This window comes from Brevibacillus sp. SKDU10, from assembly GCF_001645205.1.
Lineage (GTDB): Bacteria > Bacillota > Bacilli > Brevibacillales > Brevibacillaceae > Brevibacillus_B > Brevibacillus_B halotolerans.
In genome coordinates, this window is record NZ_LSSO01000160.1 from 1 (window position 1) to 25076 (window position 25076).

Sequence of the window (25076 nt, forward strand, 5' to 3'; positions counted from 1 at the left end):
TAGCTTGATTTATAAAAAATCCCGTCTCACCTGTTGCAGTGATCCGGGATGCTTCTTATCTGTCAACAAATACAGCTTTACCTGTAGTCGCATCAATAAATACGTTTTTGTCTATCTTACTTTCCTTAACTTGATACACTAACTTAGTCTTTTTGCCCCCATCCACATATTCATACACCAGCTCAACCGGATTATAGCGTAGCCACTGGCTAGCTCCCACTTTTGGTGACATTACGGCATATCGATCCGGGAGTTTGACTTGCTTAGTAGAAGGAGATACAAAAGGCTTTTCAATTGAATCTTTGATAAATAAAATGACTTCTCCTGTAGCTGAATCTACATGAACCGAATAACTGAGATAGGAATTATCCGTCTGTAAAACCGGAATGCCTTGATGGCTTTTAAAGAAACGGAATATATGCGTGTATTCATTCTCGTTACTGTATGTGAGCTGTACTTCCTTGTCCCAGGGATCAAGGTATTTCTCCAGAAATCGAATGGCCTTCTCTCTAGCTTGCTCTTTAGAGACTCTCCATTTCTCTTTAAGAGTATCCTTGGCAATTTGCAGGACGCGCCCCGAGCTTAATTCCGTGAAAACCGTATATTCACCCTTTTCTCCAAATTGGTAAACAGCCTCATTTTCTTCTTTCCGTTGTTTATGATCATCCCCATTATTGGAGTAAACTTTCAACGGCCCCTTAATTCCATACTCTTGTTTAATGAGCAGCTCTGCTTCTTGTTGGTTGCGTACGAGCACAGGTTTATTTGGTGGATTCATTTTAATTAGAGTCGGTTGATCATAATCGTAGTAAGTATGATAGATCGTTTTGCCCGTAATCGCATCGAAACTATAAGCGTTCAGGATACCTGGTGTATATTCTAGTATTGGGCGGTCATTTTTTGGATCAAAGTGTTCTATATACCTTAATTTTATATGCTTTTGTAACTGATTTTCCAATTCATGTACAGGTATTGCCTGTGACGGATGTGGAAAGGCTGATTTATCTATCCATTCGTCGCTCCGTACACCAAACCCTTCTAGTTCCCCTTTTCCATTCACACTTATGTAAACATTATCCCCGTTTACTGGAATCCCGTTAACATATCGCATGAAGTTAGCTGAGCTTTTAGATAGATTGGTTTGTTTATACTCTTTACTTTTTTCGCCTAGAAATTCCTGTAAAATAACTGTGGCACTTTGTGAATCAATCGCTTTATTCCCCTTATCCCTTCCTGCATTCAATACGTCGAGTTCTTCTAACTTACCGTTAGTCCGATCGAGTCGTATTCTTGCTGACCATCCTTCTTCTTCTTCTTTTTCTGCTTTCTTTTCTTCCATATCAACAAAATAACTATCACGATCATCTTTGAGCTCCATTACTTTACCATTTTTTAGATATGGGGCAAATTTATAAAGGGACTGCATCGTTTTTTGGGCTTCTAGAGACAATCCTTTTAATTCTGTTTCAAGTTTAATAATCGGTTGTTTTGAGCTAAGTTGTATATCCTCGAGCCACAGTGATCGTGAACCTAGCACAATCAAAGTAAAGCCACACGCTAATGATAGGGAAGCAAATAGTCGGCGGTTTTCTGCTTTTTTTTACGAATACCTTCCCAAATTTTTGCTTCCAACTGAGGAGTGAAGGGAAGGACATCTAAGTTAGTTGCCCTAAACTCTTGTGCTAATTTTTTATCGAATGAATCTACACCCATGTCTCTTCCCTGCTTTCTAACATTTGCTTGATTTGTTGACGGGCTCGCGAAAGCCTTTTCCGTACTGCCTCTTCTTTTATCTGTAGAATAAATGCTATTTCTTCCATTTCTAATTCTTGGTAATAACGTAAAATAATGACTTGCCGATAATCTGGAGACAGAGACATCACTAGCCTTTCTTAATTCAACCGCTCGATTTTGCTTAAAAAATATGCTTTCCGTATCATCCGTTACCTTATTTTGGGCCTGCTGTTGACTTTGCAGGGTAAGCTTTGAAAAAATCGTCCGAAATGACCAGGAACGGACATACTTTTTCGTTTCATTGATAGCAATCCGATACAACCATGTTTTAGGCTCTGACTCCCCTCTAAAAAAATCCCAATTCATATACGCCTTCATAAAGGTTTCTTGTGTAATGTCTTCTGCAATCTTTTGGTCTTTTATCATGAGATACACCATATTTAAAATCTTTGGACCATATTCATGCATGAGAGACTCAAAGATAGTCTCTTTAGACATTGTTAAAGCGATTTCCGCTTTTTCCAATGAATTCACCTGCTTTATGTATTCTTTTTTCTTCTATTAAATTAGATTCTGCTAAACGATTTTTGTGACAATGATTTTATCGGAATTCCCCTAAAGAACAAACGCGAAAAACCGCCCTCATAGAGAGCGGTTCCCATCGAGCTCAGTCATTTTGGGGTACTAGCGGTACTGTTCTTTAACTCATCTACCTCCAATATAGAGTTAGATCATCAAAGCGAACCGGATACCACAACCTGGGTAATCATTTCATTGTCCACGGCACATCAACCTCCTATAAAGACTGTTGCGCGTTTCTAATTTGTGACCACCGAGCTCGATAATTATATTGTAGCCACAATGAACCTTTCTATACATGGCTTATCCATTTTTTCTAAACTCGCTTGCTGAAACACCATATTGTTGCTTCCAAACACGTTGAAACGAGCTGAGGCTACCAAATCCTGCTTCATATGCAATTCGAGTGATATCCCAATCCGTTGAACGTAGTAAATAGGCTGCCTCTTTTATTCGTAAATGTTGCAGGTATTGTCCGGGTGTCATTTTTTTATTCTTTTTAAACTGATGAATAAAATGATATTTGCTACTGCCAGCGATGCTTGCTATTTCTTCAAGTGTTACGGGATGTTTAAATGCTTCATGCATATAGTCAATCGCTCTTTTGATTCCCGGATATTCATGCAAGGTGGTTACCTCAAGCTCCGTGTATGTATTGTTTTTTGAATGAAGGGTAAGAAAGAGTCTAGCTATCTCCCACTCCAGTTCCGTTTGAAGCAATTCATCCATCGGCTCAAACACCGATCGCTGAAAGGCACGTTGTACGGTTTGTTGAAATAAGGGGACAACCTTCGTAGATAAGCTTGTATATTCAAGTGCATGTCTTGCTCTTACGGGCTGTTCATGCTCCCATACCTGTTGTAGAAAATCACGTTGTAGGCCAACTAGCAAAATAGTAGCAGGGCCATATGTAGCAAGATGACGATGTTGTTCATCCGGTTGTACTAACAGTCTTTGCTTAGCGGCCACTCTTTGATATCGTTGATTCCATTGAATCTCTACCTCATTGTCCAGCGGCATGCTGACTTGCAGGTAATCGCCATGATCATGTAATTCATCGTTTTCCCCCTGTTGTAAGGTAAACAATCGAAAACCACTGTTTTTCCATTCTAGAAGCATGTCCATTTGTTCATATTTCCTCCATCACAAGAGCTAATACGCAATTTCTAACGTGCCCAATTTTCTGATTTCAAAGCGCCTTTATATAAGCAGGAATATGATATCATCAATGGGAAAGTCAAACACTTTTACACATTAGTCTAACATAATCAGAAGAATAAAAAAGCGTAGCCCCCGGACCTACCGGCATTACTGGCGCTACAGGTGTCACCGGCGCTACGGGAGATACTGGGTCCACTGGAATCACCGGACCTACCGGTTCCACAGGAAACACGGGGGCTACCGGATCTACCGGTTCGTCTGGAAGCTTTTTAAATTTCCAAGTTTCCGAAAACGCACCTACTACCAGCGGCAGTTCCGCTATAGTAATAAGTACCACTCAAACCATATTAAAAACTATCACAGTAACAGGAAGTACGGCTACAAGCCGTATCTGGTTAACTGGAATAATCGGTTGGCAAAGTGTATCAAGTAATCCAGTAGTCGAATTCCAAGTTCTCCGAGGAACTACGGTCATTTTTAGTATTACTGATCAAAGAACTGGAGCAAATGCGTTTGGTTCTACGAGTATAAATCATGTTGATTTAACCCCCGGACCAATGAAAAATAAACAGTAAAATGAAGCATCGCAATTTATACTACATAACGCGCAATTTTTAATGTGCGTAATTTCCGTATTCTTTTTATACTTAATTATGATACGTTAGCGCAAGAAATTTAGATGTAGCTAGCAGTCCTCGAAAGGAGTGAATAAATGTGCTTAGACAAACAAACGGTGCTTATGCCGCTGCAGGGCTCACGGAAGCCGAGCTCATTCAAATAAAAGAGCTTCTACAGATATGCAATACTCACGATAACATTCAAATAAAATTAAATCTGGATATGCTTAACTGTAGACCTACTGACCAAGTTCAAGACTTTTACTTTGCTATAGATAACCGAATCATTGGGTATCTTGCCTTGTACATTTTTAATACGAAAGAGGTAGAAATCAGCGGGATGGTAGATCCAGCGTATAGACGTAATGGCATATTTTCGTCTTTGCTTCGGCTAGCCTATCCTGAAATTAAACGTCGTCAATTACCCAAGCTAATATTTATGTCTCAGGAAAAATCAGATTCTGGCAAAGCATTTTTAGAATCACTCGGTAGCACTTATTCCTTCTCAGAATACTGGATGGAATTAGAAGCACCGCCTACAGTATTAATTACACCTTCTCTTTCACTAAGAGAAGCAACGAAAAAAGATCTTCCCCTGCTTGTCCAAATTGATATGGAAGCCTTTGGAGCAACGAAAGAGGATGCAACAAGATATGCCTCAACAGGAGTTGAAGAACCTGATCGGCATCTTATCATGGCCTTTCATAACAGCGAATTTATAGGAAAAATCAATTATCAAAGAATTGAGAATATGGATTTTATTTACGGCTTTGCAGTCATGCCAGCTCAACAAGGAAAAGGTTATGGGAGAGAAATTTTGACAAGATTGGTGAACGACTTACTTCAAAAACAATCATCTTCCATCGTCTTGGAGGTGGAAACGAAGAACAAAAGCGCGCTCACACTGTATAACCGTTGTGGTTTTAAAGAAGTAACTGCCAATGATTATTATATCCTGGCCACTTCACAGCTTGGGAGCCTATTTCGTCTTTCGGATAGAGAGTTAGGTGACCAGGAAATGTAAAGTTCTACGAATAATCAGGAACAGCAACAGGATAGCTTCCTTTTGCTACCGTTACCTCTAGTCCTTGCTTCTCGATTTGATCTCGTAACTCTTTTGGTGTTCCCTCATCAGTGATGAGTAAATGAAAGCTGTTGAGGGGACCTATTTTAGAAAAGGCATCATGTTCCATATTCTCATGAGACGCTAAAATAAAGCGACGTCGAGAAACCTCCAAAACAGCGCGACTAAAACTAGCTTCCTCTGGTGTTGCAGTACTAACACCTTGCAAGCTAATGGCTTCTGCTGTCATAAAACACAGATCAATTGTAAATTGTTTTACCATTTCATTGGCAATAATATCGGAAATCATACCTGTTTTTTTAACTTGTCCTCCGATAAGATAAACGTCAGTATTTTCAGATTCACGTAACTGTTCTGCGATTTTAACCGAGTTAGTCACCACTGTTATCGGCATATGTTGAGGTAAATATTTTATCATATGAAAATGAAGATTCGTTCCACTTAAAAATATTGTATCGTGCTCTTGTATGTAGGATACGGCTGTTTTGGATATAGCAGTGATATGACTAGGTCCATCTTTAATACGTACCGCTGATGGCACAACAGGCTTTCGCACAGCTGATACAGGGATAGCTCCTCCATGAGTTTTTTTCAATAATCCCTGTTCTTCCATAATGGATAAATCTCTCCTGATGGAATCAATAGAAACATGAAATTGCTCCGCTAACTCCTTCACCAGCACTCGCTGTGCTTCATGGAGTATCTCCAGAATCTTTCCTCTTCTCTCTTCAGCAAACATCTCATCGCCTGCCTTCATCATGTAATACTTCCATTTTATTCCGTTATCCGCAAAAAAGTCAATATTTACCTGCAAAAATCTTCTTGTTTATGCTTTTTTGAGCAAAAAAATCAGGATTCCCGAAGAAACCCTGATTTTCTTGTCTGCAATTACATTTGTTGTGATTGGCTTTCCGACATCAAGGATACCGGACGTTGTGGTGTAAATGTAGAGATCGCATGCTTATAGACCAATTGTTGCTTGCCTTCTGTATCAATAACGATTGTGAAGTTGTCAAACGCCTTGATATAGCCTCTCAATTGGAATCCGTTTACCAAATATATGGTAACTGCGATATTTTCTTTTCGTAAATGGTTTAAGAACGTATCTTGAATATTGATCGTCTGTTTCATGGACAATACCCCCTAAAAGGACTTGTAAGTTATATATTCGGCGTGGAATGGAACTTTCCTTCCAACGCATTGGTAATTGTTTCAACCACTTGTTCATATGAATTGGAATCAGTCATATCATACCATTCCAACTGAGGCATCCGTTTAAACCAAGTTAACTGACGCTTAGCAAAATGTCTTGTTCTTTGCTTAATGTCAGCTATTGCCTTATCTAACGTGATCTCTCCATATAGATAAGGAATGAGCTCCTTGTAGCCCAAACCCTGCATGGCTACAAGATCAGCAGAATACCCTTGATCTAGCAACCTGCGGACTTCTTCTACCAATCCAGCCTCAATCATTAAATCGACTCGTTGATTTACTCTTTCATAGAGCTTCGCCCGATCCATTGTTAAGCCTATAATTTTCAAGTTGTAAGGCGAATAAGCCGCCTGATTTTGAAAATCAGACATACGTTTTCCAGTCAATTCGTATATTTCTATTGCACGTATCACCCGACGGACATCATTTGGATGTAAGCGGTCTGCTGTAATAGGGTCATGCTCGCGTAGGCGTCTGTGAAGAGCTTCTACTCCTTCCACATCGGCAAATCGTTGCAATCTCTCTCGCAATTCCTCGTCCTGATCCGCCTCAGAGAATTGATACGCATGAGTAACCGATTGTATGTAAAGTCCCGTTCCACCCACGATAATAGGCAGATGATTACGCTGATTAATTTGGGCGATTAGCTGTTGGGCCTGCTGCTGAAAGATAGCCACAGAGTATTCCTCATCTGGATTCATGATATCAATCAGATGATGGGGGACCATGGACCGCTCTTCCTCGGTAGCTTTAGCCGTACCTATATCCATACCACGATAAACCTGCATAGAATCACCAGAGATGATCTCTCCATTAAACTGTTGTGCTAATCGAAGGCTAAGAGCAGTCTTGCCTACTGCCGTAGGGCCTGCAATTACCACTAAATTCTCTTTTTGCCTCATCTCTCACTCCCCTCCAATGCTTCCATATAACTATAAATCACTTGATGTTCACGTTTTCGATAAGGTGTAAAGCCTAATTGCTCGTGCAAGGCACCTGTTGTACCCTCTTTTAAAACGACTCGTCGTGTAGCTACCCGGCGAGCTTGAGCAATCGTTTCCTCCGTCAACACCTTATCATTAGCCAATTGACGCAAGGTAGAAATACCATGTGACTCGAAGACAGCTTGTTGGAACATAGGATCAAAATAAACTACATCAAACGAGTTATCAGGCAATGCTTGAAGCTTGTCAAGGTGATCAGCCTGTTCCACCTGTACACGCCGCATCGCTTCGATTAAAGCTGGTGATCCCGTATCCCAATGAGTAAGACCGTCTCGGACAAGTCTCGCAATCATAGGCTCCGATTCAATTCCAACCACTTGCCCTGTTTCACCTGTGGCATAGGCAAATACGATCGCATCTGCCGCCAATCCCATCGTAGCATCAAGCACCTTATCACCTGGTGAAATTTGGCAAACAGAAAGCATAGTATCATTATCGCCGCGTTCTAGCCTCTTTATACGGAATGACGCTGTATTTGGATGAAAAAAGAAAGCCTGTTGACCCCTCCGTTCCAACCTAGCTCCCTTAGCAGTTACAATTAAAATATCATTCGTCTGGTATTTATCTCTGAGCTTTTCAACCGAAAGCTCTCCACGTGAAACTAGTGGAGCGGAAAAGATAGTAGCCAGTTCCTGCGCATGAGCCAAAACAGACGCCTTTGGCTCATTTCCTGTTGTTACAATCATTTCATCACTCGTTTCCTACTCATACTAAATCCGATCAATTTTGATTTCTATCTCTATGTATGTCTGCCTAGGTTGCTATCCTATTATACTAACAAAAGAAAGCTGACAACAGCAACGAATTTTAAGTAGCAATCAGTTTAAAATCAAGGTTATTCACGATGTTGCCTCTTTTCCTCTAATCAGCTTCATTATCCATAAAAGAAGAACATCCCGTCGTCTCGTAAGCATACGTTCGAGATGTTCCTCTATACTCATGCCAATGGATTTATCAAATTCTCTCTACATCACTCGTTTAAACATTTTCTCTAAATCATAGGTTGAAAAATGAATAGCGATGGGTCTGCCATGCGGACAAGTGAATGGACTCGTAGTTTGGCGAAGTTTGTTTAAAAGTGCCTCCATCTCAGCGTGGGTCAAATAACGATTCGCTTTTATAGAAGCTTTGCATGACATCATAATCGCAGCCTTTTCCCGCATTTTACTCACGTCAACCCGTTCATTTTCGCTCGCTTCCTGTACGAACTGAATCAGTTCGTTAATGACCTCCACTTCACTCCCCTGAGGGAACCACTGAGGATGAGCTCGTACAATAAACGTCCGGTTGCCAAACCATTCTATATCTAGCCCAAAGGATTGCAGCAACTCAAGTCGCTCCAACAGTTTCGCTTCCTCCTGCATTGTACATTCGACTGTATGCGGATATAAAAGCATCTGACTTGAAACCTTTTCCTCTTGCAGTTTTTGCATGAAGTACTCGTAAAAAATTCGTTCCTGAGCAGCATGCTGATCGATTAAATACATACCGGTGTCATTCTGAGCAATGATGTAAGTACCATGAACCTGACCTACTGGGTATAAGACTGGGACAGCATTTCCAGACTCATCTACGTACGCTGCATCATCATGGTTGCTTGCTTTTTGTATGGATGTATTCTCGGTATCTTCCTCAACTGCTGCGCTACTCATTTCACCTATATGCTCTTGGTGTTCTTCTCCATTTGAACTCAGCATGTGAGAAGCTTCCTCGTGTCCTGTGCTATTGTCGTCCTCGATAGCATCGCTCCAAAAGTCTTCCTCTGTTTCGATACTCCTCCTCGAATCGGTCATATCATCTTTAGTTGACGACTTTTCAAGCGCGTTAGCATCAATAGTATTTCCAGACTCATTTTGAGCAAAATGGCTACGAGAGCCTTCTGTGACAGACTGACTGGAATTGTGAACAGGATAGCTGGGTTTGCTGTTACCTGGGTACATCCAGTTGCTCTCGCGTTGCTGATCTGACTGTATGTGAGCCTCTGCTTTCGACTCCTGGTTTCCTTGCTGTCCAGATCCTTTTTTCGCCGTCAATTCAGAAGATGCAGGATCTGTTGATTGTTCTACGTAGGCTGACCGTTTTTCTCTAATCGGTACGTCAAAAGCGGTCAGTAATCGATTCATCTGCTGTTGCTGCTCGTTTGAATGATGTTCACCTAGATTAAACTGGGGCTGATACGGTTTTTCCAGCTTAATTTTGGGCTTGCTGTTCGTTTGCATCGGCTGCACAATTCGTAAGCCTGCGCGCAGTGCCTCTTTTACTGATTGTTCAACCGCTGCACACAATTCTTGTTCCTTACTAAAACGTACCTCTAATTTAGCAGGGTGAACATTTACATCAACCAAGATCGGGTCCATTTCAATATGCATAGCGACTATCGGAAAACGCCCAATCGGTAAAAAGGTATGATACCCTCGCATAATCGCTTGTGATAATGGATAATTGCGTACATAACGACCATTTACCAGCGTAGAGATGTAGGTACGATTCGCTCTCGTTACCTCTGTCTTAGATAAAAGTCCGCTCCAGCGAAAATCTAACGTCTCCCCTTCAAATGGCAATAATTGCTTTGCTACCTGAACCCCATAAATGGCCGCCATCACATGTAACAGTTTACCATCGCCTGATGTTTGGAGAAGATTTTTTCCATTATGAGTCAATGTAAAAGCAATTTTTGGATAGGTAATCGCTAAACGGTTTACATAATCTGATACATGTCCTACTTCAGTTGAAATGGAGCGCATATATTTTAAACGAGCTGGTGTATTAAAAAATAAGTCACGTACAACAATTTCCGTTCCTTTTACCCTGGCGAAATCCTCAACGCTTTTCATGTCTCCACCGTCGATAACGACCTTAGTTCCTACTTGTCCGCTATCTTCAGCACTCATCAATTCAATTCGAGATACCGAGGCGATAGATGCCAAGGCTTCCCCGCGAAAACCAAGAGAACGAATATGAAATAAATCACGTGCCGAACGAATCTTGCTCGTAGCGTGCCGTTCAAAAGCTCGCAAGCAATCATCTCGATCCATTCCCACGCCATTATCAACAATGCGGATTAGCTGTAATCCGCCCTCCTCAATGTGAATCTCTACTTGAGAGGTGCCTGCATCAATGGCGTTTTCCACCAGCTCCTTCACCACGGAGGCTGGGCGTTCCACCACTTCACCAGCAGCAATCATATTGCTTACCTGCTCCGTAAGCACTTGAATTTTCCCCATGTTCCTCCTCCTTTCTGTGTGAAGCAAGCTTATTTATGTTTGCGTAAACGTGCATTCCAGTCAGATAACTGAATGAGTGCCTGTAGAGGCGTCATTTGATTTAAATCGATATCACGTAATTCTGATAGGACATCAGCCTCTGCTGGATTTGGTAAAGGTTCATTTTGGCTAGATGTAGCTGGGGATTTGGCTACCTCTGTAACTTCTACTACTGCTTCGGTTTTATCCGTTTTTCCTTTTGTTTCTGCCTTTGGTGTAGAAGCATCGTCAGCCCTATTCTTTCTCTGATGAGTCGTTGTTTCCGTTTGACCTGATAAAACCTGCTGGGAAGCAGCTGGGGCTTGTCCCCAAAGCATATCAAGCGAAAGCTGCTCTAATGGCGCTTCTCGATCCTTGCCTTCTAAGCCCTGTAAAATTTCACGTGCACGACTGATTACCTCTAGCGGCATTTCTGCTAATTCTGCGACATGAATACCGTAGCTTTTATCAGCTCGTCCCTCTTCGATTTTATGCAGGAATAAGAGTTTGCCGTCACGTTCCTCACAACGTGCATGAACATTCACCACTCCTGGAATCTTCTCCTCAAGATCAGTTAGTTCATGATAATGTGTAGAGAATAAGGTCTTTGCCCCGATATGCTCGTGGATATATTCAATGACAGCTTGAGCTAATGCCATACCATCATAGGTGGACGTTCCCCGCCCAATTTCGTCCAGTAATATCAAGCTACGCGGGGTTGCCTTTACCAGCGCGTTACGAGTTTCTAGCATCTCCACCATAAACGTAGAGAATCCCCCCACCAAATCATCGGCCGCTCCGATTCGAGTAAAAATCTGATCCACTAGGCTAATACGAGCTTCACTGGCAGGAACAAAGCAGCCGATCTGAGCCATAACCGTAATTAAAGCCATTTGACGCATATATGTACTCTTACCCGCCATATTAGGGCCTGTAATGAGTAAAATATTACGATCCTTTTGATTCATCGTCACGTCATTTGCCACATACTTCTCTTGATTTAATACAGCTTCCACAACAGCATGGCGACCGTCTTTTACATAAACCTCGCCATCTGTGGTCAAGGTAGGACGGATAAAGCCACGTTCTTCACTCACGGTAGCAAAAGCCTGCAGCACATCAATGCGGGCAATTCGTTCTGCTAAATTTTGAATTCGTGGGATATGCTTGGCTACTTCCAAGCGAATTTGGGTAAACAACTGATATTCTAATTCCACTAGTTTCTCTTCAGCCTCCAGAATCAAAGCTTCCTTCTCTTTTAACTCTGGGGTGACATAACGCTCCGCATTCGTTAGGGTTTGCTTACGCTCATAACGTCCCGGTGGTATGTGGGCGAGATTAGCCTTCGAAACTTCAATATAGTAACCAAAGACTTTATTGAAGCCTACCTTCAAGGAGCGGATTCCTGTTAGCTCCCGCTCGCTTTTTTCGAGTTGTGCGATCCAGCCCTTTCCTTGGCGACTAGCTAATCTAAGTTTGTCTAGATATTCGTCATAACCGTCCTGAATTAAATTACCCTCACGTACACTTACAGGAGGATCTTCTACAAGAGTTTCTGCCAAAAATCGGGCAATATCACCACAATCATCCATATCTGAAGCAATCGATTGCAGGGCTTGCTCTCCGCTGTTAACCAATAGATGGATTACACTCGGGATAGCTTCAAGAGAATGGCGTAGCTGCACCAAATCCTTGGCATTTGCATTTCCATAAGAAATCCGGCCCGCTAAACGCTCCAAATCATATACGCGATCCAGCCCCTCACGTACGTCAGAACGCAATAATAAATCGTGGCGAAATGCCTCTACTGTATCATAACGATTACCAATTTCCTCAGGATTCAAAAGGGGCCGTTCAATCCAGCGACGTAACAATCGTCCTCCCATGGCCGTCTCTGTTTTATCCAGAAGCCACAATAAAGAACCCTTTTTGGACTTGTCCCGAATCGTTTCGGTCAGTTCTAAATTTCTTCGTGAGAAATGGTCCATTTGCAGAAATTCATCTGCCACGTAATGCTGTAGGGAACGCATATGTGTTAACGCTCTCTTTTGCGTAGTCCCTACATAGTGCAAAAGTCCATTCATAGCTAGGCGGACTGCATCCTCTAGCTGTGTAGCTTCCTCTGGATATAGCTCATCTACGGCTGTTTGCGACATTGCATTGGTAGCTAGGCAGGTAATGGACATATGGGGTGGTAATCCTTTTCCGCGAAGCTCATCCTCAGCGATATCACATAGCAATAGCTCACTCGGGCGATATTGCATCGCTTCCTCTACTGCTGCATACATGGTTGACAATGAGGTGGTATACATTTCACCAGTACTTAAATCACACGCTGCTACCGCCGCTTTTCCTGACAAAGCGGCAATAGCAACTAGATAATTGTTCTCTTTATCGTGTAACCATTTTCCCTCAATCATGGTTCCAGGTGTAATCATTCGCGTTACTTCACGCTTTACAACACCTTTTGATGCTTTCGGATCTTCTACCTGCTCACAAATCGCTACTTTATATCCTTTTTTCAACAATTCAGCGATGTAGGTCTCCGCTGCATGATGAGGAACTCCACACATGGGAATGCGCTCTTCAGCTCCTCCACCACGACCTGTCAACGTAATCTCTAGTTCGCGTGAAGCTAAAATTGCATCTTCAAAAAATAGCTCATAAAAATCACCTAAACGGAAAAACAAAAAAGCATCGGTATATTGACGCTTTATCTCTAAATATTGTTGAATCATCGGGGTGTATTGTGCCATTATTTCTACTCCTAATACCCATAATCATTCATCTATTATAGCATGGTTCCTAGTGGTTGTTGAGTTGAAATGGAGGTAACTTCCAAGCAAGCTTCATATCCTGATTGCAAGGCCACTCCCCATCCATAAAAATACTATGAAAAAAGGGGGTTATATATTTTCGATACGTTTGATATAAAGGTAGATCATTTAGCTCCAAATACAAGTCCTTGACCAATGAAGCAAGTTTTTCTTTTTCCCCGCGATAGTAGGCAAGCTGCATGGATATGTCTGTACTGACATCTTGCTTGAGAAGATATTGGGATTCTGCAATTACTTTTGTAAGAGCCAATACTCCTTTGGTGATTCTTGGCGAAACCAGCCAACTAGGAAGAGTCCTGTATTCAAATCCTCCATGCGCCTGTGCACGTACATCTCCTAAAAAACCGTAGCGCGGTCTTCTTTTCATACATCCTTGATCTTCTAGTAAACATAAAGGTAATGCCAAATACGTATCTAATTTACGCACTAAATCAAAATGGAGAGAAGTCCCGCTAACATGAACATGACCGCCGATTGGATAACCATCAAAGGGCATCCCCCCTGCCAACCAAATAATCGAATCATCTGAAATCCGGCGTTGAGCCAGATGGAGAGCTCTATAAATATTTTTAAAGACAGTTTCTGGTTCAGTTGATGGCTCTGGCCGAACTTCAACCAATGGATGCTGATGCGATAGAAGTTCTGTTTTTAATCGGACTCCATCATATCCGATAACACCATTTTTCGGTAAATATTCTGAAGCAATTGCCATATTTCCAGACTGATCTCGTAAAGCAAATTCCGGATCGGCTCCTAGCATTACTTGTGGAGCTGCTACTTGATCTAAAAGAATTTGCTGTTCACGTTGCTTCATAAACACCTGTAAACGTTCTCGTAGCGAAACATCTGCTGGTAGCTCGGCTTGACAGTCCAGTACCCGCATCCTTGTTGGGGAATGAACTCCAACCACCACTTTCCCGTAATCTAATCCAAGAGCGTAAATGGTACGAATCGCCAAGGTAATGATCCGATTTTTCTCAATCTCATCCAGCTTTTGACTTACCTCTTCTTTTTTCGTTTTGCCAGTTGTTCGTGCTGCTTGTAAAATCCAAACATTCCGTTCTTCTATTCGATAAATGGCAGCAACCTGGTGCTGAAATAGATAAACCTCAAACGTTTGCATAGGGATTACTCCATCGTACGTCTGAATTGGCATTCCGTGTAATTTCAGAATAGCCAACATTTTCTCTCGATGATGCGTATGTTTTATGGCACTCTCCCTATTCCACTTCTCAAACGTAGAAGCGGCGACTTTACTCATTACCATGTTAGACATACGCTTACCTCCCTTACTTCCTTCCTACACGCTATGCATGATAAAAAAGTAAGGTGCATGGCCCAGTATGGTACCATTTTTAATTAGAATATAATATTTTTCGTTGATAAAAAATAGACGAAAAAAGGCCGCCGGACAGACCGACAGCCTTTTTCTACCACTTAATCTAAATCATCTAGTAAACTCGATGAGTCGAATTGATCGTACTCTTCGGTTGAGTCATCAAAGTCATGCGAGAAGGAGTCTTTATCCTCACAGTTGTGACAAATTACAACACACACCTTCGTTTCTCCAACAACTTCCACAGAATACTCCTGTTCAACTCTTACATTAACTGCATTACCGCAAATTTCTGCTCTGACGCATTTTGGTTGTTCAATGCACTGGCAAATGATTTCTAAATCACCGCGGCAATTTTTGTCAAAATAAGAAAGAGGAACATCTAAAGTATACTGTACTTCTTCTTTTTTGACTTCTGTTTGAGTATTATCCTCATAAGAATACCAGAGATTGACATCATACGTTCCACTGATAACGACCGATTCTAACACTTTCTCTGCTGAAAAGTTATTGTTTATAATCCAGCATCCTAAGATAGTAGTCGGTGTCTGAGTAGGTGTGATCGTATGTGTCGTTTGCGAGAATCTATGTCCTCTACCGCATACAGCCTTGGCAATCAATTCTCGACACTGCAAATCTTTATCAGGACCAGACATATTGTAACCTCCTCCATACATCGTTTCTGTACATTTGTATGCAGGTGATTCGCTCAGAGTGCAAGATCGAGAGAACTGTTGCGGCAAGAATTAATCTTTCATACTTTAGTGACCACAGCCACAGCCTTCATCATCATGATGACCGGCTTCAGGGCCACCTGTTTTACCGGTAAGAGGATTACCACCCGTATCTAAAATAATTCTATCGGACACAGTATTGGTAATAACATGGGTCACCATTTGCAAAAGATCGTTTACATCTGTTTGAGATTGCTTGAATTCTGTAACTAGCGGAATCTCATCTAATTCTTCCTGAAGAGCATCGAACTCCGCTTGTACTTTTTCTACAAGTTTCGTATTGTTCATGCTTTCATACATGACTAGTTGCTTTTGTTTTGCTTTCAGACTGGAAACCAAATCCTGAACGCGTTTGTTTTGCTTCACCTGTGATTCTGCTCGTTTGAAAAAATCTACTTCCTTCGTCCGAGAAATCATGTTAGCTAATTCACGCGCTTTCGCTAAAATTTCTTGATCTGTGTAAACCGGTGTTTCTGCCATCTCCAATTACACCTCAACTTTAGTCACTAATTCCCCATATGTGGTAAATGTTTTTGCCTCTGTAATTGTAACATGTACCAGTGTACCAATTAAAGATTTATCAGCTTTTACATGCACTAATTTTCCAGTTCGAGTGCGTCCAGCTAATACCTCTGGATTTTTTCGACTTTCTCCTTCAATCAACAATTCATAGGTTTTGCCAATCATCTCTTGATTTTTACGCAAGGAAATCTCATTCTGCACGGCCATCAATCGTTGTAAACGATCCTTTTTCACTTCTTCTGGGACATTATCCACCATAGAAGCAGCCGGTGTACCCTCGCGTGGAGAGTAGATGAACGTAAACGCTGAATCGTATTCCACTTCTTTCATCAAGGACAGTGTTTCTTGGAATTGTTCCTCAGTTTCACCTGGGAATCCTACAATTATATCTGTAGTTAACGAAACATCAGGAATAGCAGCCTTAATTTTACGAACCAACTCCATATAATGCTCGCGTGTATATTTACGTGCCATTTTTTTCAATACTTCTGAGCTGCCAGACTGTGCAGGCAGATGAATTTGCTCTACCAAATTTCCGCCTTTTGCTAAGACTTCAATGAGGTGGTCATCAAAATCCCGTGGATGACTTGTTGTAAAGCGAATACGTGGAATATCAATCTTACGAAGTTCGTCCAACAAATCCCCAAGTCCATATTTCCGATCTTCAAAGTCTTTACCGTATGCGTTTACGTTTTGTCCCAGTACCATGATCTCTTTAAAGCCTTGACGCGCCAATTCACGCACTTCAGCAATGACATCCTCTGGGCGGCGACTGCGTTCTTTTCCACGTGTGTAAGGCACGATACAGTACGTACAGAACTTATCACAGCCATACATAATATTGACCCACGCTTTGATATCACCCGTGCGTGTTTTCGGCATGTTCTCGATGATATCGCCCTCTTTAGACCATACCTCAATCACCATTTCTTTACTAAACATTGCATCTCGCAATAATACTGGCAGACGGTGTATATTATGCGTTCCAAAAATCATATCTACTTCTGAATAAGAGCGTAATACTTTATTGACTACCTTTTCTTCCTGTGACATACAGCCACATAACCCGAGAATGAGATTAGGATTGTTACGTTTCAGATGCTTCATGTGACCAAGCTCACCAAACACCTTATCCTCTGCTCCTTCTCGGATCGCACAGGTATTAAACAGAATTACATCAGCTTCCATTGTATCTTCTGTCGCTGTATAACCCATTGCTTCAAAAATTCCAGCCATGGTCTCCGTATCATGCTCGTTCATTTGACAGCCATACGTACGAATCAAATAGTGAAGACCTTTTCCGATTTGTTTCATCTCTTCCGGTATAGTGAAATCGTAATGCACGGTAATGTCTTCTTTTCCACGTTTCTTAGCGTCCTTTAAGCTTGGTGCCTGAAAATATTTTGCATAATCTGCTGTGGACTTATTAGACTTTCCGGATTTTAAGTCCGTTGTCGCCTCTTTTTTATCGATCATTTTCTATTTTCACCTCATAATATGCTGTTTTTTTCTGCTATCATCCAGATATTATAGCATATTTGGACTTTGAGAATAAAAGGAAAAAAGTTCTCTGGGAATAGGGTTAGGGTGGTTATCCTTGTCGTACAAGTAAAGAGCAAAAACGCTTACCACTATTCTTAAAGTGTGTTGTTTAAAATTGTAAAACAAGTCTAATGCGAGGGTAAAAAATGGATACGTGAAAAAGAGCCTTTCTTGGTTGATTCAAGAAAAGCTCTTACGTTATACAAGCAAACGATGGTTTTACCTGACATGGACAATATCATGCCTGTTCAGACTTGTTTTTAAACTAATGCTTTTTTGGGGAGAATGTCCAATCGAAGCATGTACTTCGCTATTATGCATTTGCTTGGATGATTTCAGCCCGATGTTTCGTTCTTCTAGCCGCCCTATCCTCTTCTTTCATGAGAGGACAGGTATAGCAATACTGGGCACCCTCGGTTCTAAAATATCTACAGCAAACATTTTTCATTCTCATTTGCTTTGTTGGATCCTCTATATGTTCGATTAATCGCACCTTCACATCAAACGGATTCTTGCTACGTCCAAAAACACTTGGACTTAACTCATGCTGTAAAAAATGAAAGTCATCAATCACACGCTGCTTCTCTTCGAAGCTTGTTGTTTGTTCCAAAAGATTTGTTATAAAATGATGGAATTTCGTTGGCAGTTGTCCCCACATTTGGCCTACGTTAAATCCAGTAACAGCAGATATGCATTCCAAGAGAGGACGCAATGTTTCACCATACAGTCTGGAAAGAACATCCGTTCTCCACCCCTGTCTCTTCTCATCACTCACTGGTGCTTTTGTTTCTGTCCAGGAGCGTAGTTGAAAAGAGATTCGGGTATACGATCCCTCTGATTTTGGACTCATATGTACAATTACATTCTCTAAGGAGAAATCCAACGCCTTATTTTGGACCGACACCATGTATTGAAGTCCTGTAGCCATCGCCAGAAACCAGCTAGCAAGGTAAGCAGCCGTAGCCGTATCATCTAATGCCTTGATCACTAGAGCGTATTGATCAATAAAATTTCGCATATTGCTCTCATGAAGTAGGTCAGTGGCAGCCATTGAATAAAAAGCCCCATTAGGTTCTAGCAAATGAATATTAAACAGCTCATCAAGTCGTTGGATATATTCGTTTTTCATTATATTTCTCCTTTTCTTACTTTTCGTTATGTAGCAGAAAACGGCTCTAACGTGCGAGAATGATTTTCATTATTTGTAATTGTAAAGCACAGGGCTTAAGCATTCAACTCAAAAAGGCTACCAAACGTTCTCTCATGACGTTTTGTAGCCACTTTTTATTTGACATTCCCATGTAGTCTTCATCAGCCTCTGTTCTCCTGTGTGCTTTTATTTTTTTCAAAATTTATCTAGCTTCCTAATTTTTTAGGACAAAACTTGAAGGTAGTTCAACTCAAGGAATCTCAAAATCTATTTTTTATCTTATAAGGAAATTATATTTTTATGTACAAAAGTATGTAGTAACTAGCTTCTTTTGACAGAAATCCATGGTTGATATTCTGCAAAAAACACGAAAAAACTTGAAATAAGTTCAAATCATTTATGTAGATATCTTGAATTTTCTTCATATTTCTTTTGAAGATACTTCAACTATCGTATAATTGTTAGAAAAAAATGGGGTGAGAATATGTCGACATTTGGTCAACGATTACAAAAATCTAGAAAAAAAGCAAAATTAACGCAGGAACAAGTGGCCAATAAGCTCGGACTTGACTACTCCACTATCTCCAAATATGAGAATGATCACTCGCAACCCGATAATGATACTCTTATTACGCTAGCAGATTTGTATTTGGTTACTGTAGATTATCTACTCGGTCGAACAGTCGAACAATCTGATCACGATCTCTCTTTAGTGGATGCATACCTGCCTAAGGAAAAATTAGAAAAATTAACTCCAAAACAAATGGAAAAGATTAATGATTTTTTGTCTTTACCTGAAGACATTCAGATGAATATCGGTACAATGATTGAAGCCGCTGTCGAAATCGTAAAAAACAAAAATCGTCCTGATTAGTAATCGAACTGATTATGGCGTTTTTTCGCATCTTCAATGATTTTCTCTATAAAGCAAATAATGGAATTTATACTATAGTCTTTATTTTCGATTAAGTAGAGTTCGGCTAATTCAACGGCTTTCATTTTGGTATAATCTGTGAGTTGTACCGCTTTTATCTCCATTTTTTTCACCTACTTTAAAATTCTTTGCATATAAAAATTTATCATTAAATTATAGAATTTTTTGTCGAAAAATGAAGATAAAGCCTGTCTGTTCTACCCCCTTCAATTTTTCTTTACATTTATCCATAACATCTGTATAATAGTATGCCAAAAAAGAAAGAATCATCCATTTATTCCGGATGATTCTTTCTTTTCAAATGTTTTACTAATTCATATTTAGACCTAGAAACTGTTGTATAAGAACCATCGTCGAAGTAAGCTCTGATGAACAACGGATTCTCCACTACATAAGTAATGTTTTCGAGATTAACAACATTTACAGCATCTAATGAAACAAAGCCGTATTTTCCCCAAGAAGCGCGAATCCCTTCTAAGGTAGTCACTCCAAGAAACACACCTTTGCTAGTATGGAAGCGTAAAATGCTATCTGAGTTCTTTTTTGGTCTAAAGAGATCTACATAATTAACCTCTTCTACTCCAAATTCCACAAAATCTGACTCATCGTACTTTCTTTCGATTCTAATCCCTGTTAGCCTAGGTTTCATTTTGCTTCACTTTGCTTTTTTAGTTCTTCTGGCACGACTGGACTACCGATGCCAGCTTTGAACGAAACAGCAAAAGCTCTGGCCACGGCGGTAAGCATAACCGAAGTAATTTCTGCTATAAGTTTTTTCATTGATACTCACCCCCCTTTGGAATTAATAGCAACGATTGTACAAAGAATGATAATGCTACTATGGGAGAACCGAAAACGAAATTCGTGCTTACAATTAAAACAGAGCTTAATTTTAACAGAAGCACTTTTCGAGGTACGGTCAGATTTTCATATGTACTATTAGGAGCAAAACCAAATACTAGAATGACACTGATAGCTGTTAGTAAATATACAAAAAAACTGTTTACAGGAACATGCGGGATGACCGCAATAATTGCTGTTGTAACAAGAAAACATTGATCTAAGGATTTTAGATGATAGCCCCCCGAAAAAAAGCGTAGAATCACAAAAGATATCAACGCGATAAAGGTCCCCAGTAACTTATTTGTCCAAAACCCAATAAGAAACAAAAAGAAACAGATGAAAAATAAGTTAAGTAAAATAGAAAGAGCGTAGGATAATATTGCTACACTGTTCGTACGCTCTGGACTTGCGTTTTTTATTTTAATAGACATAACTTCTGATAGTTTTTCAATCAATAATTTTGTCCCTCCTATATAACCAACGAAGTAAAAGTAATAGAGGGGCCAAAATAGGGAGGATTAACACCCATATGTCACCTTTAAAAATAAAAATCCAATATGTAGTTGATGAAAGAGTCAATATCCCCAACACCAACCCACAAATGATTCTTATCTTTAATGCGTCCAATTTTCCTTTTTGATATAAATCATGGGGTGGTTGCATAATGAAAGAAAACCCAAAATTAAACATACCAATGAGCCAGCCTATCAATAAAACGGTCACATCGGTGATAAGTTGAATCAAAAAAGTTCCCCACTCTACAAGACTTTTACCATCACTTAATGTCACCAATCCAAAGGATAGAAGAACAGGATAAATCACAAATTGAATTCCTAAATAACTTAGATAACCAATTGCGGTAATCAAGGCTGATTCATATACTCTTATTTTGAACAAAAGTCTGAAAAACACTACAATCAGAAAAAATTGCGCCCCAACATCAATCTGGTCTACTTCTAGTACAACTCGGTTTACAAACGATGTTATAGACAATGCTGTAGCCATGATTGAGAAGTCCCTCAAATACATCGTTACTGGTAGCCTAAATGCTTTGAAGGTTAAGAACAGAATGGTAAATGAATCAACAAATCCAAACAATAAATACAAAAAACTTTTCATATTATATCCCCTATTTAGCCAAGATCAAAACGATGTAGGTGTTTTTGTACTCACGACCATACAATAGACTATCTCTTAGAGAGTGTAGCTCGCTCATAACTTCTTGGTGAAAAATGATCTCCTCGCCTAATCAGCTCAAGGGAGGTTTTTTATTTTTAAGTAAGTAACCATCAAGGCTAAAAAGAACATGCCAAACATGGAAATCAAGAACAAACCCTGATATCCAATGTGTAGTACCTTTATGTACTCACCTCCTTCCCAATTGGGATAAAAGAGAGTGTGCTGATCATCTCTTAAGTGGCCGCATTCTATTGTACCTCGCTATTATAGCATGGATTTTTTACGTATTCTCTACTTTCATAAAATATCAATGAAAAGCATGTGAATCCTTATCAAATCGAGTATTTTCTTGTAAAAACACGTAAAAAATAACATAAAAAAAGCCCTAAAATCTGAATGCTAAACCTTGTCCTCCCTCTGTTACTACTTTTGTCCAATCCAACAACAAGCAATGCCCACATGACATCTTACCAACGAATGAATCACCATAAATGTTAGTTGATAGGACATACTAATATGACAGTTATCTTAATGCAAAGGTAGGTACTTATGAATGTAAAAACGGGCTCATTATTTTGGGTGAATACACTGCCATCTCCTTCTAGTTATCCAAAGCTTACGAAGGACGTTCAATGCGATGTTCTCATTATTGGCGGTGGAGAAGCTGGTTCCCTCTGTAGTTTTTATTTAGTAAATAGTGGCGTAGATACCGTATTGGTAGACAAACGACAGGTAGCCCATGGTAGTTCCTCTGCTAACACAGGTCTTTTGCAATTTGCCAATGATAAATCACTGACATCCATGATTAATACCTTTGGCGAAGATAGAGGAGCACGCTTCTATTGGATGTGTAAACAAGCTGTAGAGGAATTACAGCATATCACCACACAGCTAGAACTATCACCCGATTACATACAAAGGTCAAGCCTTTACTACGCTTCGCAACCAGAAGATGTACCGAGCCTGCAAACCGAATATAACTGGCTATCTAAATACGGGTTCCCTGTAACTCTCCTTCAATCCGATGAAATAAAAGAGCGTTACTCTTTTAGCAAACCTGCTGCCCTGTATTCGGAAGGCGATGGGGAATTTAATCCGTTTAAGCTCGTTCACTCGCTTCTTCAGCATGTTCATAAAAAAGGAATGTCGATTTATGCTGAAACTGAAATCATACATCATGCCTTAGAAGGGAGTACCCTTGTTTTTTACACAGCAGAAGGCAACTGCATCCGCTGCAAAAAAGCTATCTTTGCTACTGGATATGAAACCCAACAAATCAAACGGAATAAAACTGTAATGCTCTCTAGTTCTTATGCATTAGTAACTAAACCTCTCCCAACATTTACGGGGTGGTATGAGCGTTCACTTATTTGGGAAACAGCTCGTCCCTATCTTTATCTGCGTACTACTGTGGACAATCGAATTGTAGCAGGTGGTTTAGATATTGATAGCTTTGACGAGCAAGAACGTGATTCTCATTTACAGCATAAAGCCAAGCTATTGCTTGAGCAGGTTCAAAGCTTGTTTCCCGGCATACCTGATATGCACATCGAATACTCCTGGGCTGCAACTTTTGCTGAAACACATGATGGTCTACCCTTAATCGGGACACAGCCTGATTTTCCTCAATGCTATTTTTTGCTTGGCTATGGCGGAAACGGAACAGTCTCCACCATGGTTGGAGCACAAATTATTCATGATCTTATTATTAAAGGATTTCATACTGACGCCCATTTAGTAGATTTTGCCCGCACGTAATGTAGTCCTTTTTGCAAAAGGAATATTTCTCAACAGGCTACACACAATGAGTGTAGGAAATTTGTTAGAGAGAGGGGCGCTTATGTTTGAACAATATTTTGCTTCCTTAGGCAAAAAAGAACACATCTCCCTTTCTGTTTACCAAGCAGAAAAACAAATAAAGGCAAAGCTGAAAAGCGATGATTTAATGATCCGTTATGTTCCACAAAACAATGAACTCCTAGCACTGTTTTATCTCCCTAGCATAACGGACACTGATCTTTTGCAGAAAAAAATTTTGCCTATCCTGCAGTCCCATCTCAATGAGACAATGGACGCAGAAACGCTTATGGATCACCTACCCGTAACCGCTGTGAAACCTAACTCAGACCTATCAATGATTGCTTCATCCCTTACCCAAGGCTGGACATACATTCATATTCACGACCAAGCTTGTGGACTATTAATCCGCTTAGCTAAAACGGAATCTCGAAGTCTGTCACGCGCAGAGACGGAAGGCCAAATTTTTGGATCGCAAGTAGGTTTTATTGAAGATAGCGATAAAAATTTATCTTTACTCCGCCATATGCTACCGACTCCGGATTTACAAGTGGAGACACTCATGCTTGGAGAACGCTCTCCTTGTCAGGTGCATATCCTTCGCCTCAAAGATTTATGCTCGCAGCAGAATGTGAATACTGTCCGTCAACGTATAGAGGATTTACAAGTTGACACGATCATTGACAGTGCTACCCTTGCTCAATTGATTGATGATAATTCTTATTCTGTCTTTCCTCCATTGCTGTTAACAGAACGTCCTGATCGGACTGTATCTTCTCTCTTAGAAGGAAAACTGGTTCTGTTAGTTAGCGGCAGTCCATTTGTTATCATCGGACCCTGTAATTTTTTTGATTTTTTCCGTTCCACAGAAGATCAATATCTGCGATGGAATATGGCTTCCTTTATACGGATTCTTCGGATTTTTTCCCTGCTGATCTCTACTCTTTTCACTCCTGCTTATGTTGCTGCCCTCACTTTTCATTACGCCGTTATTCCAGCAGCTCTCCTAGTATCCATCGCCCAGTCTCGTTCCAAGGTCCCCTTTCCACCAATATTTGAAGCTCTGATGCTGGAATTGATTTTGGAATTATTAAAAGAAGCTGGGGCAAGACTTCCAACAAAAGTCGGCCAAACGATGAGTATTGTAGGCGGGATTGTCATCGGACAAGCTGCTGTGCAGGCGGGATTTACGAGTAACATTCTCATTATGATTGTTGCGCTAGGAGCTATTGCCTCTTTTACTACTCCAAGTTATATGATGGGAAATGCACTTCGTCTCATTCGTTTTCCCATCATCATTTTGGCCGGTCTTTGGGGAGGAATAGGTATTATGGCTGGTATCTGTTTTCTGTTATTGCATCTCCTAAAACAACGTAGTCTTGGAGCTCCCTATCTATATCCCGTTTTCCCTCCCCGTATTATAGGTATGAGAAACTCTCTAGTTCGTCTTCCTTTCTCCTGGTTTGCTAAAAGAGTTAATTTTAATCGAAGGAATGATTCTCACAAATTTAATCCATCTGCAGACAAAAATAAAAACAAATTTGATAAGTAAGGATGATGGAAGGAAGG

The 25076-nt window shown here is 40.4% G+C and carries 24 protein-coding genes; 4 read left to right on the plus strand and 20 right to left on the minus strand.

Going from position 1 to position 25076, the window contains the following annotated elements:
- Window positions 1–55: 55 nt before the first annotated feature.
- From AYJ08_RS12780 to AYJ08_RS24480, 4 genes are all read right to left on the minus strand, one after another.
- On the minus strand, window positions 56–1537 hold the full coding sequence (locus AYJ08_RS12780) for a YcdB/YcdC domain-containing protein (RefSeq protein WP_231929104.1): 1482 nt from the start codon (window positions 1535–1537) through the stop codon (window positions 56–58).
- Between the two features lie 20 nt (window positions 1538–1557).
- Entirely contained in the window at window positions 1558–2259 is a 702-nt protein-coding gene (locus tag AYJ08_RS25050; RefSeq protein ID WP_483295073.1) for a sigma factor, read from the minus strand.
- A gap of 357 nt (window positions 2260–2616) precedes the next feature.
- Window positions 2617–3438 carry an AraC family transcriptional regulator gene (locus tag AYJ08_RS12790; RefSeq protein WP_064018047.1) on the minus strand — a complete coding sequence of 274 codons (822 nt, stop codon included), beginning with the start codon at window positions 3436–3438 and terminating at the stop codon, window positions 2617–2619.
- A gap of 112 nt (window positions 3439–3550) precedes the next feature.
- Window positions 3551–3811 carry a hypothetical protein gene (locus AYJ08_RS24480; RefSeq protein WP_064018048.1) on the minus strand — a complete coding sequence of 87 codons (261 nt, stop codon included), beginning with the start codon at window positions 3809–3811 and terminating at the stop codon, window positions 3551–3553.
- 377 nt (window positions 3812–4188) lie between these two features.
- Between AYJ08_RS24480 and AYJ08_RS12800 the strand changes: the two genes are divergently transcribed.
- Complete coding sequence (locus tag AYJ08_RS12800) at window positions 4189–5115, plus strand: GNAT family N-acetyltransferase (protein WP_064018049.1); 927 nt, start codon at window positions 4189–4191, stop codon at window positions 5113–5115.
- 4 nt (window positions 5116–5119) lie between these two features.
- Here the strand turns inward: AYJ08_RS12800 and AYJ08_RS12805 are convergent, their stop codons facing one another.
- From AYJ08_RS12805 to AYJ08_RS12855, 11 genes are all read right to left on the minus strand, one after another.
- Entirely contained in the window at window positions 5120–5935 is an 816-nt protein-coding gene (locus AYJ08_RS12805; RefSeq protein WP_231929102.1) for a DeoR/GlpR family DNA-binding transcription regulator, read from the minus strand.
- Between the two features lie 128 nt (window positions 5936–6063).
- Window positions 6064–6306, minus strand: a complete 243-nt coding sequence (gene hfq, locus AYJ08_RS12810) for an RNA chaperone Hfq (RefSeq protein WP_003337168.1) — start codon at window positions 6304–6306, stop codon at window positions 6064–6066.
- A gap of 29 nt (window positions 6307–6335) precedes the next feature.
- The gene (gene miaA / locus AYJ08_RS12815; RefSeq protein ID WP_064018051.1) at window positions 6336–7289 is read right to left on the minus strand and encodes a tRNA (adenosine(37)-N6)-dimethylallyltransferase MiaA; all 954 of its coding nucleotides are present in this window, start codon (window positions 7287–7289) and stop codon (window positions 6336–6338) included.
- Window positions 7286–8077, minus strand: coding sequence for a class I SAM-dependent methyltransferase (locus AYJ08_RS12820; RefSeq protein WP_064018052.1), 792 nt, complete (start codon window positions 8075–8077; stop codon window positions 7286–7288). Before AYJ08_RS12820 ends, miaA begins: the two co-directional genes overlap by 4 nt.
- Before the next feature lie 279 nt (window positions 8078–8356).
- A complete protein-coding gene (gene mutL / locus AYJ08_RS12825; protein ID WP_064018053.1) occupies window positions 8357–10615 on the minus strand; it encodes a DNA mismatch repair endonuclease MutL in 2259 nt (752 codons plus the stop codon).
- A gap of 29 nt (window positions 10616–10644) precedes the next feature.
- On the minus strand, window positions 10645–13389 hold the full coding sequence (mutS, locus tag AYJ08_RS12830) for a DNA mismatch repair protein MutS (protein WP_064018054.1): 2745 nt from the start codon (window positions 13387–13389) through the stop codon (window positions 10645–10647).
- Window positions 13390–13438: 49 nt separating this feature from the next.
- Window positions 13439–14746, minus strand: coding sequence for a putative amidoligase domain-containing protein (locus AYJ08_RS12835; RefSeq protein ID WP_064018055.1), 1308 nt, complete (start codon window positions 14744–14746; stop codon window positions 13439–13441).
- A gap of 161 nt (window positions 14747–14907) precedes the next feature.
- On the minus strand, window positions 14908–15462 hold the full coding sequence (gene cotE, locus AYJ08_RS12840) for an outer spore coat protein CotE (RefSeq protein ID WP_031413812.1): 555 nt from the start codon (window positions 15460–15462) through the stop codon (window positions 14908–14910).
- 105 nt (window positions 15463–15567) lie between these two features.
- A complete protein-coding gene (locus tag AYJ08_RS12845) occupies window positions 15568–16020 on the minus strand; it encodes a YlbF/YmcA family competence regulator (protein WP_031413810.1) in 453 nt (150 codons plus the stop codon).
- Between the two features lie 6 nt (window positions 16021–16026).
- A complete protein-coding gene (gene miaB / locus AYJ08_RS12850) occupies window positions 16027–17538 on the minus strand; it encodes a tRNA (N6-isopentenyl adenosine(37)-C2)-methylthiotransferase MiaB (protein WP_064018056.1) in 1512 nt (503 codons plus the stop codon).
- A 379-nt stretch (window positions 17539–17917) separates the two neighbouring features.
- Window positions 17918–18733: a (2Fe-2S)-binding protein gene (locus AYJ08_RS12855; protein ID WP_064018057.1), complete on the minus strand. Its 816-nt coding sequence runs from the start codon at window positions 18731–18733 to the stop codon at window positions 17918–17920.
- A 505-nt stretch (window positions 18734–19238) separates the two neighbouring features.
- Here AYJ08_RS12855 and AYJ08_RS12860 point away from each other — a divergent pair.
- On the plus strand, window positions 19239–19628 hold the full coding sequence (locus AYJ08_RS12860; RefSeq protein ID WP_064018058.1) for a helix-turn-helix domain-containing protein: 390 nt from the start codon (window positions 19239–19241) through the stop codon (window positions 19626–19628).
- On the opposite strand, the gene AYJ08_RS24005 is transcribed toward AYJ08_RS12860, so the two are convergent.
- The 5 genes from AYJ08_RS24005 to AYJ08_RS12875 all read right to left on the minus strand — a co-directional run bounded on the left by AYJ08_RS24005 (window position 19625) and on the right by AYJ08_RS12875 (window position 21650).
- The gene (locus AYJ08_RS24005; RefSeq protein WP_022584449.1) at window positions 19625–19792 is read right to left on the minus strand and encodes a hypothetical protein; all 168 of its coding nucleotides are present in this window, start codon (window positions 19790–19792) and stop codon (window positions 19625–19627) included. The two genes, AYJ08_RS12860 and AYJ08_RS24005, sit on opposite strands and share 4 nt — an antisense overlap.
- A gap of 170 nt (window positions 19793–19962) precedes the next feature.
- Window positions 19963–20337: a LytTR family transcriptional regulator DNA-binding domain-containing protein gene (locus AYJ08_RS12865; protein ID WP_064018059.1), complete on the minus strand. Its 375-nt coding sequence runs from the start codon at window positions 20335–20337 to the stop codon at window positions 19963–19965.
- On the minus strand, window positions 20334–20468 hold the full coding sequence (locus AYJ08_RS24760) for a hypothetical protein (protein ID WP_255365465.1): 135 nt from the start codon (window positions 20466–20468) through the stop codon (window positions 20334–20336). The genes AYJ08_RS12865 and AYJ08_RS24760 overlap by 4 nt, the downstream gene beginning before the upstream one ends.
- Entirely contained in the window at window positions 20465–20986 is a 522-nt protein-coding gene (locus AYJ08_RS12870; protein ID WP_064018060.1) for an accessory gene regulator B family protein, read from the minus strand. Before AYJ08_RS12870 ends, AYJ08_RS24760 begins: the two co-directional genes overlap by 4 nt.
- Window positions 20979–21650, minus strand: coding sequence for a hypothetical protein (locus AYJ08_RS12875; RefSeq protein WP_064018061.1), 672 nt, complete (start codon window positions 21648–21650; stop codon window positions 20979–20981). The genes AYJ08_RS12870 and AYJ08_RS12875 overlap by 8 nt, the downstream gene beginning before the upstream one ends.
- A 609-nt stretch (window positions 21651–22259) precedes the next feature.
- Between AYJ08_RS12875 and AYJ08_RS12880 the strand changes: the two genes are divergently transcribed.
- Together AYJ08_RS12880 and AYJ08_RS12885 are read left to right on the plus strand one after the other, a co-directional pair.
- Window positions 22260–23468, plus strand: coding sequence for an NAD(P)/FAD-dependent oxidoreductase (locus AYJ08_RS12880; RefSeq protein WP_064018062.1), 1209 nt, complete (start codon window positions 22260–22262; stop codon window positions 23466–23468).
- Window positions 23469–23550: 82 nt separating this feature from the next.
- Window positions 23551–25059 carry a spore germination protein gene (locus AYJ08_RS12885; protein WP_064018063.1) on the plus strand — a complete coding sequence of 503 codons (1509 nt, stop codon included), beginning with the start codon at window positions 23551–23553 and terminating at the stop codon, window positions 25057–25059.
- Window positions 25060–25076: the final 17 nt, after the last annotated feature.